This is a genomic window from Micromonospora sp. NRRL B-16802, from assembly GCF_001279555.1.
Lineage (GTDB): Bacteria > Actinomycetota > Actinomycetes > Mycobacteriales > Micromonosporaceae > Micromonospora > Micromonospora profundi.
In genome coordinates this window covers 18,747-32,021 of the sequence record NZ_LGEB01000069.1, presented here as the reverse complement: position 1 = coordinate 32,021, position 13,275 = coordinate 18,747, and the positions used below count along the sequence as shown (strand labels likewise).

Annotated in this window: 8 protein-coding genes; 6 read left to right on the top strand and 2 right to left on the bottom strand. The window is 73.3% G+C overall.

All coding sequences use genetic code 11. The annotated features are described in order from the left end of the window. Nucleotides 1-27: 27 nt before the first annotated feature. Nucleotides 28-1,188, top strand: a complete 1,161-nt coding sequence (locus ADK66_RS19625) for an anhydro-N-acetylmuramic acid kinase (protein WP_053657416.1) — start codon at nt 28-30, stop codon at nt 1,186-1,188. A gap of 82 nt (nt 1,189-1,270) precedes the next feature. Further along, on the top strand, nt 1,271-3,217 hold the full coding sequence (dxs, locus tag ADK66_RS19620; protein WP_053657414.1) for a 1-deoxy-D-xylulose-5-phosphate synthase: 1,947 nt from the start codon (nt 1,271-1,273) through the stop codon (nt 3,215-3,217). Nucleotides 3,218-3,419: 202 nt separating this feature from the next. On the opposite strand, the gene ADK66_RS19615 is transcribed toward dxs, so the two are convergent. Beyond that, complete coding sequence (locus tag ADK66_RS19615) at nt 3,420-4,622, bottom strand: hypothetical protein (protein ID WP_053657514.1); 1,203 nt, start codon at nt 4,620-4,622, stop codon at nt 3,420-3,422. Nucleotides 4,623-4,960: 338 nt separating this feature from the next. On the opposite strand from ADK66_RS19615, the gene ADK66_RS19610 reads away from it, so the two are divergent. Both ADK66_RS19610 and ADK66_RS19605 read left to right on the top strand, forming a co-directional pair. Next, on the top strand, nt 4,961-6,856 hold the full coding sequence (locus tag ADK66_RS19610) for a hypothetical protein (RefSeq protein ID WP_369814810.1): 1,896 nt from the start codon (nt 4,961-4,963) through the stop codon (nt 6,854-6,856). A gap of 23 nt (nt 6,857-6,879) precedes the next feature. Beyond that, nucleotides 6,880-8,673 (top strand): hypothetical protein, encoded by a 1,794-nt coding sequence (locus ADK66_RS19605; RefSeq protein WP_231640102.1) that lies wholly within the window; start codon nt 6,880-6,882, stop codon nt 8,671-8,673. Between the two features lie 15 nt (nt 8,674-8,688). On the opposite strand, the gene ADK66_RS19600 is transcribed toward ADK66_RS19605, so the two are convergent. Continuing rightward, nucleotides 8,689-10,578, bottom strand: coding sequence for a hypothetical protein (locus ADK66_RS19600; RefSeq protein WP_053657408.1), 1,890 nt, complete (start codon nt 10,576-10,578; stop codon nt 8,689-8,691). A gap of 109 nt (nt 10,579-10,687) precedes the next feature. Here ADK66_RS19600 and ADK66_RS19595 point away from each other — a divergent pair, with 109 nt between their 5' ends. Then, on the top strand, nt 10,688-11,962 hold the full coding sequence (locus tag ADK66_RS19595; protein ID WP_053657406.1) for a PQQ-binding-like beta-propeller repeat protein: 1,275 nt from the start codon (nt 10,688-10,690) through the stop codon (nt 11,960-11,962). After that, the gene (locus ADK66_RS19590; protein ID WP_053657404.1) at nt 11,959-13,248 is read left to right on the top strand and encodes a PQQ-binding-like beta-propeller repeat protein; all 1,290 of its coding nucleotides are present in this window, start codon (nt 11,959-11,961) and stop codon (nt 13,246-13,248) included. The genes ADK66_RS19595 and ADK66_RS19590 overlap by 4 nt, the downstream gene beginning before the upstream one ends. The last annotated feature ends 27 nt before the right edge of the window (nt 13,249-13,275 follow it).

The window sequence follows — 13,275 nt, the reverse complement described above, 5'->3', positions numbered from 1 at the left end:
GCACGGCACCGCCGCTAGCCTGACGCCGTGAAGATCGTCGGATTGATGTCGGGGACGTCGTACGACGGCGTGGACGTGGTGGCGGCGGAGTTCACCACCGAGGGCGACACCCTCTGGCTGCGGCCGCTGGGACATCGCGGCCTGGACTACGACGAAGCCCTGCGCGCCCAGATCGCCGCGCTGCTGCCGCCCGGGGCCACCACCATCGAGGCCGTGTGCCAGCTCGACAACCGCCTCGGCGAGGTGTTCGCCGACGCGGCGGCGGTCGGCCTCGAACTTGCCGGCGGCACGGCCGACGCGGTGGTCTCGCCCGGCCAGACGGTGTTCCACTGGATCGCCGACGGGGCGGCCAGGGGCACCCTGCAACTGGGCGCGGTGGCGCGGGTGGCGGCCCGGGTCGGCGTACCGGTGCTCAGTGACCTGCGCTCGGCGGATATCGCCGCCGGTGGCCAGGGCGCGCCGCTGGTGCCGGCCTTCGACGCGCTGTTGCTCGACGGCGCCGCCGGGCCGCGCGCGGCAGTGAACCTGGGCGGCATCGCCAACCTCACAGTGGTCGCGCCGGAAGCCCCGGTCCTGGGGTACGACGTCGGCCCGGCGAACGCCCTGCTGGACGCGGCGGCCTGGCGCTTCCTGGACCAGCCGTGCGACATCGACGGCGCGCGGGCGGCGGCCGGCCGGACGCACGAGCGGCTGCTGGCCGACCTGCTGGCCGAGCCCTACTACGCGGCACCACCGCCCAAGTCCACAGGCAAGGAGCTGTTCCACGCCGGCTACCTGGACCGCCACCTGGCCGCGCTCGGCGAACCCGTGCCCGTGGACGACCTGCTGGCCACGCTCACCGAGCTGACCGCGCGGGTGGTGGCCGCCGAGTGCGACAGGCACCGTGTGGTCGAGGTCATCGCCGCGGGAGGCGGTGTGCGCAACCCCACCCTGCTGGGCCGGCTCGCCGCCCTGGGTGCCGGCCGGTGGACGCTGCGCGGTATCGACGAGTGGGGCGTACCCGCGCAGGCCAAGGAGGCGTACGCGTTCGCGCTGCTCGGCTGGCTGTCCTGGCACGGCCTGCCCGGGGCGATCCCGTCCGTTACCGGCGCCACCCGGGGCGCGGTCCTGGGCTCCTGGACACCTGCCGGCCCGGCGTACGGCGGTGCACCGACCGACAGGCCGCGCCTGCTGCGGATCCGCCCCTGACCAGGGGCTCAGCCAGAGGGTGCGGGTGTGCCGGGCTCCGGCCGGGCTGCGAAGTATCGCCCGGCCGATAGACTCTGCGGTCATGAGTGTTGAAGAGGACACGGCCAACCACGGCCGGCTGCTGGGGACGGTCCGCGGTCCGCAGGACGTCAAGCGGATGTCGGGCGAGGAACTGGACGTGCTCGCCGCCGAGATCCGGGACTTTCTGATCGCCAAGGTCTCCCGCACCGGCGGCCACGTCGGCCCCAACCTCGGTGTGGTCGAGCTGACGCTGGCCATGCACCGCGTCTTCGACTCCCCCCGTGACCGGCTGCTGTTCGACACCGGCCACCAGGCGTACGTACACAAGATCCTCACCGGGCGGCAGGCCGGCTTCGACAAGCTCCGCCAGCGCGGTGGCCTCTCCGGCTACCCAAGCCAGGCCGAGAGCGAGCACGACCTGATCGAGAACTCGCACGCCTCCACCGCGCTCTCCTACGCCGACGGCCTGGCCAAGGCGTACGCCCTGCGGGGCGAGGCGCGCAGCGTCGTGGCAGTGGTCGGCGACGGCGCGCTCACCGGCGGCATGTGCTGGGAGGCGCTGAACAACATCGCCACCGCCGGCAACTCCCTGGTCATCGTCGTCAACGACAACGGCCGGTCCTACTCGCCCACGATCGGCGGTCTGGCCGACCACCTCTCCTCGCTGCGGCTCAACCCGGGCTACGAGAAGGTCCTCGACACGGTCAAGGACGCCCTCGGCTCCACCCCGCTCGTCGGCAAGCCGATGTACGAGGTGCTGCACGCGGTCAAGAAGGGCATCAAGGACGCCGTCGCCCCGCAGGCCATGTTCGAGGACCTCGGCATCAAGTACGTCGGCCCGGTGGACGGGCACGACGTGGCGGCGGTCGAGTCGGCGCTGCGCGCGGCGAAGAACTTCGGCGGCCCGGTGATCGTGCACGCGGTCACCCGCAAGGGCTACGGCTACCGCCCCGCCGAGGAGGACGAGGCCGACTGCCTGCACGGCCCCGGCGGCGCCTTCGACGTGGAGACCGGCGCGCTGCTGGCCGCCCCGGCGGTGAAGTGGACGCATGTCTTCGCCGACGAGCTGCTTGCCGTCGCCGACGAGCGGCCGGACGTCGTGGGCATCACCGCCGCGATGGCCGAGCCGACAGGCATCGCCAAGCTGGCCCGCAAATACCCCGAGCGGGTGTACGACGTGGGCATCGCCGAGCAGCACGCCGCCACCTCGGCGGCCGGGCTGGCGCTGGGTGGCCTGCACCCGGTGGTCGCCGTCTACGCCACCTTCCTCAACCGTGCCTTCGACCAGGTCCTGCTGGACGTGGCGATGCACAAGCTGCCGGTGACCTTCGTGCTGGACCGCGCAGGCATCACCGGCCCGGACGGCCCCAGCCACTACGGCATCTGGGACATGTCGGTCTTCGGTGTGGTGCCTGGGCTGCGGATCGCCGCTCCCCGGGACGCCACCACGCTGCGTGAGGAGCTGCGCGAGGCGCTGGCCGTCGACGACGGCCCGACAGTCGTGCGCTTCCCCACCGGCACTGTGGCCGCAGACCTGCCGGCCCTGCGCCGGGTCGGCCCTGTCGACGTGCTGGCCGAGTCGGCGCGTACCGACGTGCTGCTGGTCGCCGTGGGCTCCTTCGGCCAGCTGGGCATGGAGGTCGCCGCCCGGGTCGCCGAGCACGGCTACGGCGTCACAGTGGTCGACCCCCGCTGGGTTCGTCCGGTGCCGGCCGAGCTGGTGCAGCTGGCCGCCGGCCACCGGCTCGTCGTCAGCGTCGAGGACGGCGTCCGGGTCGGTGGCGTCGGCGACGCCCTCGGCCAGGCGATGCGCGACGCCGATGTCCGGGTGCCGCTCAAGGACCTGGGCGTACCGGCCGACTGGCACCCGCACGGCACCCGCGCGCAGATCCTCGCCGACCTCGGCCTGACCGCGCAGGACGTCGCCCGGAACGTCACCGGCTGGATCTCCGGCCTGGACGCGACCCCGGACCGCCTGACCCCCACCAGCACCTCAGCGCAGAACTAGAACCCGTAAAACTGCGGCGGGCGCCCCCTCCGGGGACGCCCGCCGCAGCGCGTCAGCCCCACCCCACCCCACGCCCGCGAATCTTGCACTTTCGGTCGCTCTTATGCGCGCTTTGTCCCCTATGGCCGGGCAGAAAGCGCAAGATCGCGCGGGGGAGGGGGTGAGGCGGGGCGGGAGGGTGGGGAGGGGTGGGGTGCGGGGCTTAGCGGGGGCGGCGGGGGCTTACTGAGCGGTAGTGGGTCTTGTCGGTGTTCGCCAGGCTGTAGGTCTGGGTGCGGGTCGGCTCGGGGATGACCACCAGGCCGGGGCGCTCCACCAGTTGGGGAGTTCCCGGCGGCACGGAGAGGGAGCTGTCCCGGGTGGCCCGCCAACTGAGCACCACGAGCGGCTGGCCGGGCATCGGCAGGTGGTACGTCTGCAACGGGGTGGCCCGGTCGGCGGGCGAGACCACCGGCGCGCTCCCGTCCGCCGGCCGGTAGACGACAGAGGTCATCGTGCCGGCGTCGGTGTCCCAGCTGAGCTGCTGCAACTCGGCCGGCTCGCCGCCACCGAGGGCCACCTCGCCGAGCGAGCGGACAGTGAGCTTCGCCATCGGCCAGGACGTCGGCACCGCACGAGGGGCGTCCCGGTCGCCGATCCGGCGCGGGATGCTGCCGAAGGGACCCCGCTCGCCGGCCAGCACGCAGGTGTCCAGGCCGGTCAGAGCCCGCCGGCCTGCGCCGGACTCGTCGCGTACCAGGGGATAGCGCGGATCGGTCGTGCCGGTGCCCAGGTCGAGCAGCCGGTCGGCGGCCCGCCCGCGCGGCAGCGACTCGGTGGCCCGCAGCGTCGCGGTCACCCCCACGGCCGTGCACGCCGGTACGTCGGCCGGGGCGCTGAGCCCGTCGGTGAGGGGCAGCGCACGGTCCTGCGGCCCGAGGAGTTGCTGCACCCGGGCGGAGACCAGGTAGCGCCGGCCGTCCGCAGTGTGCACCGGCAGCACGTCGGAGTAGACCAGGTAGCCCGGGTCGGTGTATTCGGTGGCGCGGGTCACCGCGTACCGGCCGCCGTCGCCGGCGAGTTGCAGCAGCCAGGACGCGCTCTCGCCGGGCACGTCGGCAGCCACCAGCGCGATCGGCGTGCCGTCGACCCGGCCGGAGAACAGGATGCCGGACGAGGGCAGGTGCGCCCGGTCGTCGATCGGTGAACGCCAGTCGCGGACCGCGTCGGTGATCGCCGACGTCGCCGCGGCGTCAGCGGCCAGGTCGCCCCGCGGCGGCCACACCTTCAGGGTGCCGTCGAGGCTGTCGTAGCCCACCCGCAGGTCGCGCGGTGCCCGGTCGGCCACCGGACCGCAGGCGGTGGCGGCCAACAGTGCTGTCAGCAGGACGGCGAGCGTCGTGCCGTGCTGGCGGCCTGGAGTCACCTGATCCCCGCCCCCGATCGCCTCGCGGTCGTCCACGACAAAGCGCCATAGTACGAGATGTCCGGTGCAGTGCTTTCGCTGGCTGGCGACTGATCCACCACAGTGGACGGATCCCTGGGCCTTTTAGTGCCGTTTCGTCGCTCCGGTAGACTCCGCCGACTGTGACGCCTGCCGAGTCCCGCGCCCTGTCCGCGCCGCACCCGGAGGCGGCAGTGGGTCCCGACGAGTCTGTGAGCCAGCACACCCGCCGCGCCTCCCCGACAACCACGGCCAGCAAGACCGCCACGGCGAGCAAGACCCCCGTGGCCAGCAAGACTCCCGTGGCCAGCTCGACCCCTGTGGCCAGTGCTCCCGCTCCGGCCGCCGCCCCGTCCCGCACCGACACCGTCGAGCCCGCGCCGGTCGGAGCGCCGCCGGCCGACGTACCCGATGAGGCGGCTGCTGCGGATGACGCCGTGGCGGCGCCGGCCGGACCGCGCCGACGGTGGTGGACCCGCTGGACGCGCCGCCGTCAGCACCTGGCGGTGGGTGGGCTGTTCCTGCTCGCCGCGCTCTGGGTGACAAGCCGGATCTGGCTGGACCCGGCCGGACGGGTGGCCTCGCTCTACACCGGCGACCCGGCCCAGGTGCAGTTCTTCCTCGCCCACTCGGTGCGCGTGGTGCTGCACGGTGAGTACCCGTTCTTCACCGAGCAGTTCAACTACCCCGACGGCGTCAACCTGATGGCCAACACGGCGGTGCTGGCGCTGGGCATCCCGATGGTGCCGGTGACAGTGCTGTTCGGGCCGGCGGTGTCCTTCGTGGTGCTCGTGACGCTCGGCCTCGCCGGCACGGCCACTGCCTGGTATCTCGTGCTGTCCCGCCACGTCGTACGGACCCCGCTCGCGGCGGCGGCCGGCGGCTGGTTCTGCGGCTTCTCACCGGCGATGCTCTCGCACGCCAGTTGGCATCCGAACATCATCAGTCAGTTCCTGCTGCCGTTCATCGTGTGGCGGGTGCTGGTGCTCACCCGGTCCCGCCGGCCGGTACGCGACGGGCTGTTGCTCGCGGTGCTCGTCACCGCGCAGGCGTTCATCAACGAGGAGATCCTGCTCTTCACGGCGATGGCCTGCGGGGTCTTCCTGCTCGCGGTGCTCGCCCAGGAGCCGGCCCGCTGGCGGGCGGCGTGGCGGCCCCTGGGCATCGGCGTCGCGGCGTGCACGCTGCTGGCCGGAGGGCTGCTGGCGTACCCCCTGTACGTGCAGTTCGCCGGGCCGATGGCGTACCACGGTCTCAGCGACGCGGTCCAGGACTACGGCAACGACATCGCCGCGTTCTTCGCCCCCGGTTCCCCCACGCTCGGCGGCAACCAGCGGGCAAACGCCAACCTGGCGCCGAACTACTCCGAGGAGAACGCCTTCTTCGGCTGGAGCCTGTCGCTGCTCGCCATCGCCATCGTGGTGTGGCTGCGCCGGGAGATGATCGTCCGGGCGCTCGCCGTGACCGGCGGTCTGTTCGCCGTGCTCTCCCTCGGTGAGCGGATCTCCTGGTGGGACCGGGAGCTGATCACCGGGCCGTGGCAGCTGCTGGTGCACCTGCCCCTGCTGGACGCTGTGGTGCCGACCCGGTTCGGCCTGATCACCACAGTGGTGGTCGGCCTGCTGCTCGCGCTGGCCGTCGAGCGGGCCTGGGCGCTGCGCTCGGTCGAGCGGCGTACGGTGCGCACGCTCACCGCCGCCGGCCTGGCGTTCGCGCTGCTGCCGATCGCACCGATGCCGCTGCGGATGGTCTCCCGACCGCCGGTGCCGGACTTCATCACCGCTGACCGCTGGCGGACGTACGTCGGCCCGGACCAGACGCTCGTGCCCATCCCGGTGCCCAGCATGGGCAACACGCACGGCATGCGCTGGGCGGCGGCCACCAACCTCGACTTCAAGATCCCGGGCGGCTACTTCCTGGCCCCCCGCAACGGCAACACCGGTGACCCGGGCCGGTTCGGCGGCCGGCCCAGCGGGGTGGGTCAACTGCTGGAGGAGGTGGCGACCACCGGTCGGGCTCCTAAGCTCGACGACAGGCAGCGTCGACGCTTCCAGGACGAGCTGCGGCACTGGCAGGCGGCGATCCTGGTGCTCCCGTTGCGCCAGCAGAACGTCGAGCCGCTGCGGCGTACCGTCGAGGAGCTTGTCGGCCCGGGCCGGCAGGAGCTGGACGTCTGGGTGTGGGATGTCCGGGCGCTGACGGACCGCTCGGTCTGATGGCCGCCGGAGCGCCGTCGTCGGTGACGACGGCGACGGCCGGATCGGCGTCCACACGCCGGCCCCGACCGGCGTGGCTGCCGGACGCGCTAGTGGTCGCCGGGTACGTCGGCCTGGCGCTGCTGCTGACCACCGGCCAGTGGGGCCACCCCGGGCGGCTGTTCCACCAGGCCGGCGACCAGGTCCTCTTCGAATGGATGCTGGCCCACGCGGCGCGTGTGGTCAGCGAGGGCGGGAACCCGCTCTACAGCACGGCGTTGAACGCACCGGACGGCGTCAACCTGATGGCGAACACGTCGGTGCTCGGCCTGGGTGTTCCGCTGGCGCCGGTCACGCTGCTGTTCGGCTCGCAGGTGGCGTTCTGCGTGGCTGTCGTCTGTTGCCTCGCCGGGACGGCCACGGCCTGGTACGCGCTGCTGCGCCGCCGCCTGGTCACCGCCCGGTCGGCGGCTGCGGTCGGTGGGCTGGTCTGCGGCTTCGCCCCCGGCATGATCGCCCAGGCGGGGGCACACCTGCACATGGCCGCCCAGTTCCTGGTGCCGGCGATCCTCGCCCTGGTGTTCCGCCCCGCCCCTCGACCCGGCGAGGCGTGGCAGCGCGCCGTGTGGCGACCCGGCGTCGGCCTGGGGCTGCTTGTCGTCTGGCAGGTGTTCATCGGGGAGGAGACGCTTGTCTTCCTGGCCCTCGCCGCCGGGGTGTTCGCGGTGGGCTACGCGCTCGCGGACCGGGCGGCGGCCCGGCGGCACGCCCCGACCCTGCTCGGCAGGCTCGGCGTGGCGGCCGTCGTGGCGGCGGTGCCGCTGGCGTACCCACTGTGGTTCCAGTTCCACGGCCCGCAGCACTACGACGGGATGGCCTTCGCCGCGCACGGCTTCCAGCTCGACGCGGCGTCGTTCACCGCCTCGGCCCGGCAGACAGTGTTCGGTGACAACTGGCTGCCGGGGCTGCTGTCGCCCAACCCGACCGAGGAGAACTCGTTCTTCGGCCCCGGGCTGCTGGTGCTCGCCGTGGTCATCGTGATCTGGCTGTGGCGACGGCCGTTGGTCCGCGCCCTTGCCGGGTGCGGTGTCGTCTTCGCCGTGCTCTCGCTCGGCACCGAGCTGCGGATCGACAGCACCGCCACCGGCATCCCCGGGCCGTACCGCCTGGTCGCCGGGCTGCCGCTGCTCGACCTCGCGGTGCCGGCCCGGTTCGCGCTGGTCTGCGTACCGGTGCTCGGCGTGCTTGTGGCGCTGTCGCTGGACCGGGTCCGAGCGGCGCACTGCCGGACGGACCCCGCGCCGGGCCTGCCGGTACGCCTGCTGTGGGGCGGCGCGGTGGTGGCCGCGTTGCTCCCGCTGGTGCCGACGCCGATCCGGGCGATCCCGGTGGCGCCCGTGCCGGCGTTCGTCGCCGACGGCAGGTGGCGGCCGCTGGTGCCTGCGGGCCGGACCGTGGTGGCGGTGCCCCCGGTCACCGGCGCCGCGCTGAGCCCGGTGATGCTGTGGTCCGCCCGCACCGGGCTGGCGTTCGACGCGCCGGGCGGCTACTTCATCGGCCCGAGTGGTCCGGACGACCCGGCGGCGCGCTGGGGTGCGCCGGACCGGCCCACCTCCGTGCTGCTGCGGCGGGTCGCGCAGACCGGCGCGGTGCCGGCGCTCACCGACGCCGACCGCCGCCAAGCCGTCGAGGACCTGCGGCACTGGCGGGCCGCGCTCGTCGTGCTCGGCCGGCTCCCGCACGACGAGCCGGTGCGCCGGACCGTCGAGGCGCTGCTCGGCCCCGGCCGTCAGGTCGACGGCGGGTGGGTCTGGGACGTCCGGGACCGGGTCGGCTGACCGTCGGGCAGCGCGTCAGCCCACGAGCGCGCGGACGTCCCACACCCAGACGTCGTCGACCCGCTGCGGCGGCCCGATCAGGGCGGTGACCAGCTCACGCAGCACCGCCTCACGCGGATGCGCTCCGAGCACCACCACCGACGCCCGCCAGAACCGCAGGTCCTCGACGGCCTGGCGGCGGTTCTCGTCGGTGATCGCCGGCACCGCACCAGCGTCCATCGTGGAGTAGATGAGAGTGCTGGTAGGCCGGTTCGGAGCGCCGAAGACACCTTCGCCCAGCTCGTTCGGGCCGATGAAGTAGCCGCCCGGGATGGGGAACTCGTGCCCGGTCAGCGCACTCCACCGCAGCGTCGACAGGCCGTGCACGTTGCTCGGGATCGGCACCGGCACGAGGGTCCGGCCCTCCGGCACGTAGGGGCGCCAGCCGCCGGCGGTGATGAAGTTCGGCGGCGGGTCCACCGGCTGTGCCGGCAGCGGCCGGGGAAAGAGCGGCAGCACGGCGAGCGCGACCGCCGCGTACCCCACCGGGCGCAGCCAGCGTCGACGCGACAGCGCGGGCGTGGACGACTCGTCGGACGCCGCCGGTTCGCCGGTGCGCTGGGCCGGCACCCCGGGCCGGTCGGCCACCGGACGCCCCTGCCGGGCCGCCGCGTCCCAGGTCAGCGCCAGCAGTACGCCCAACGCGGCGGCCACCACAAGCGCCAACCGGGTCGGCATCATCATCTCGACAAGCGGCAGGTCGTCCGACACGTACGACCACGGGCCGCGCACCGTGGTCTCGACGCCGTCGAAGCGCACCCACGGCCCGATCGAGGCCACCGTGAAGACCACGACCAGCACCGCGATGATCCGGGCGGCCAACGAGCGGCGCACCAGCAGCACGAGCGCCACCACCGACAGCAGCACCAGTGGCCACCCGAACCAGGTGTTCTGCTCGGTCAGCCCGATCGTCTTCTCCACCTCCGGGTTACCGGCCCAGGTGTCCCGGGCGAAGGTGACGAACGCGACCAGGTCCTCGCCCCAGCTGTGGAAGACGCCGCCCTGCAGGCCGCGGTAGGACTGCGGGCCGTTGAACTGGAACCAGATCGGGTACGCCGTCAGCAGCAGCGCCAGGCCACCGGCGACACCGAGCCCACCCAGGAACGGACCTGCCGCGCGACGTGCCGCCGCCGGCCGCTGCACGGCGTACGCCAGCACGACGACCAGGCAGGCCAGCGCGGTGAGGAGCAGCATCTCCTCGTTGATGAAGATCTGGTACGCCACAAGCGCACCGAGCACCAGCCCGTTGCGCCGCCACCGGCCCGGCTCGCCCAGCCGCAGCACCCGCACCACGATCAGCGGCAACAGGAAGTTGGACACGAAGTTGGGCTGGCCGTTCGCGTGGTGGACGACACCCGGCGCGAAACCGAGGAACGCGCCACCCACGAAGGCAGCAGCCCGGGACTTCACCAGGTGCCGGGAGAGCATCCAGTACGCGGTGCCCGCGGTGGCCGCCAGGGCTCCGCCCAGGTAGAGGGCGTACGTGACCTGCGGGCCGAACAGCATTGTCAGCGGCGACAGCGGCAGTGTCACACCGAGCAGCGAGGTGTTGGCCATCATGTTCACCCCGTCCGGGGCGTTCTGACGGGCCGTGAACAGCGGGTTCTCCAGGTGCCGGACCGAGTAGGCGCCGTGGGCGAACAGCCACTCGAACCAACTGTGGTCGGTCGGCAGGTGCGAGGAGACCCGGCCGGTCACGTCACCCCAGTAGTTGAGGCAGACGAAGACACCCAGCAGCACATAGGCTCCGAGGGCCAACAGGTCGGTTCGGGCCGGGCGGCGTCGAGGCCGCCGTGTCGGCTCGACCTCGGCCGGGTCGGCGTCGGTCACGGGATTCAGCGAGGGGTCTACCACCGGCACAGCCACGACGCGCCATCGTACAGGCGCGGTTGCGTCGCATTTGCCGGGCCGGTACGGCAGCGGCCGGTTTGCCGGGGAACCTGGTAGGCCGCACCCCGCCACGGAGGGACGGTCGTTGTCGATCATCGAGCTGGGCGAGGTCCGGGACGAGCCGGCATCGATACCGCCGCCCCGCCGGCCGCGCGCCGCCGGCCGACCGCTGCGCAGCACCGGCGTACTGCTGCTGACCCTGCTCGTGCTCGCAGGCGGGGCACCGGTGCCCCGCCGGGCGGTGACGTCGGTGCCGACCGTGCCGGACGCTTCGGCGTACCTCACCGATGACGGCGTCGTCGTGGTCGACCCGACCACACCTGACGGCGAGCGGTACCTCACGGCGTACACACTGCCCTCGGCGACCGGCGAGCAGAGCGTGCGGCGCCGGTGGCGGGTGCCGCTGGCACGAAGCGGTGACTACCTGGCCGTGTGGGCGGAGCGCGGGTTGCTGCTGGCCGTCGGGGCCAACACCGCCGAGGTGCTGGAGACCACAGCCTTCGACGTCGCCACGGGGCAGCGGCGCTGGCACCATCCGGGGCTCGTCCAGTGGACTGTCGACGGCGGCCTGCTTCTCGTGGACGACGCGGACGACGCGCCGGGCACGGTGAGCCGGGTGGCGCCCGACACCGGCCGGGTGCTCTGGTCGGTGCCCGTCCCACCCGGCAGCCCCGACTACCACGAGCGCGACGGCCGGGTCGACCAGGTAGTGGTCGTCCAGCCGACCGGCGAACTACAGGTGTACGACGCCGGCACCGGCACCCTGCTGCGGAGCGTCGACACGCTGCCCGGTGACCGGTCGGCGTTCCAGCGGGTGCAGGTCGTAGGCGACCTGGTGTTGCTCGTCCCGCCCGGCAGCACCCGGCTTGTCGCCTACAGCCTTCCCGACATCGCACCGATGTGGACGTCCCCGGTGCCACTGGTGGCCTGGTTGGTGGCCTGCGCGGATCTGCTCTGCGCGGGCCAGCAGACCGGCGGCCTGCAGGCCATCGACGCCACCACCGGCGGCGTCCGATGGGCCTATCCCGGTCCGGACATGCTTGCCGACGTCCGGCAGGACCGGATGTTGATGATGGGGCGCGACCAGCGGTACGCGGTACGCGACGCGACGAGCGGGCAGGAGCGGACGGATCTGGGCCAGTGGGGGCTGGTGAGCCGCCTGCGCAGGGACGACGACCTGATCGGCATACGGTCGACTGTCGACGGTCGGCTCGTGGTCGCCGAACTGGACCTGGCCGCCGGCCGGGCGCGGACCCTGGACATCCTGCCGGGGGTGGCCGGCGGGTGCCAGGCGGCGCTGCCGGTGCTGCTCTGTCGGCGCCTCGACGGCTCGACGGCGCTGTGGCGGTTACACAGGTGACCGGCCCGCTGATCGACCTCGGCGAGCTGCGGCACGGGCCGGACGACGACCGGCTGCCCCGCCCGCCACTGGACAAGGGGCGACCCCTGCGCTGCGCAGTGGTCCTGCTGCTTCTGCTTGTCAGCCTGGCCGGCGCGGGGCCGCACCCCCGGCGTGAGGTGTTGGCGCTGCCGGGCCGCCTCGGCGCCGACGCCCTGGTCACCAGTGACCTCTTCGTGCTCGTCGAGCCGCTCAGCGGGCCGTCGGCGCAGCGGCGGTTGACCGCCATCCGGCTGCCCGGCGGCGAGCCGGCCTGGCAGGCTTCGCTGCCTGCGGAGGGCCGCTACTGGGGCATCGCCCAGCAGGGCGACATGCTGCTGGCCACCGGGCACGAGACCGGCCCGGACCGGCGGGGAACGCTCACCGTGGCGCTGGATCGCCGGACCGGGGCGTACCGCTGGCAGCAGCCCGGCAGCCCCAGCCTGCTCGCCGACGGCAACCTGCTGCTGCACTCCGTCGGCGACGATGGGGGCACCCTACGGGCTCTCGACCCGTGCTGCGGCACCGTGCGCTGGCAGGTGCCCATCGTCGCGGGCGGCGAGTTCAGCTTCCGCGACGGCGAGCACGGCGTGGACCGGGTGGTGCTCAGCCACGCGAACGGACCCATCGAGGTCCTCGACGGGACCACAGGCGCCGTGCTGGCCCGCACCGAGCTGGCGGCGACCGTCAGCGGGGCGCACACGGGTGTGCAGATCGTGGACGACCTGCTGCTCACCTTCGGTGGGTCCCCGACGATGATCACCGCGTACGGGCTGGACGGGCTGGACCAGCGCTGGCGCACACCCGCCGACGAGGCGCTGTACGCGTCGGACTGCGGCACCGCCGTCTGCCTCCAGAACCGCTCCGGTGGGCTGCGGGTCGTCGACGCCGCGACCGGTCGGCGGCTCTGGGGCAGCGACCGCTGGGCGTGGGTCTGGCCGTCGGCCGGCCGGTTGCTGGCCACCACTGTGAGCAGCGCCGGGCCGGGTGCGGAGCAGCTCTCAGTGCTCGACCCGCAGACCGGCCGGATGCTCGCCGATCTGGGCCGCTGGGAGCTGGCCCAGTTCCCGTGGGGCGGCCCGACCATCGGCGTACGCAGGCATCCCGACGGCGGTCTGCTCGTCGCTGACCTGGACGTCCGGGCGGGAACTGTCCGGTTGCTGGACGTACTGCCGGACACGGCCGGCGAGTGCCAGGCGGTGGTCACCGGACAGCTGCTCTGCCGTAGGCAGGATGCCTCCTTCGCGCTGTGGCGGTTGCCCGTCTGACAAGCGGCGAGCCGATCGACGGGGGAC

Coding starts and splice junctions, on each gene's coding strand:
- dxs (WP_053657414.1), top strand. CDS start 1,271: ATGAGTGTTGAAGAGGACACGGCCAACCACGGCCGGCTGCTGGGGACG.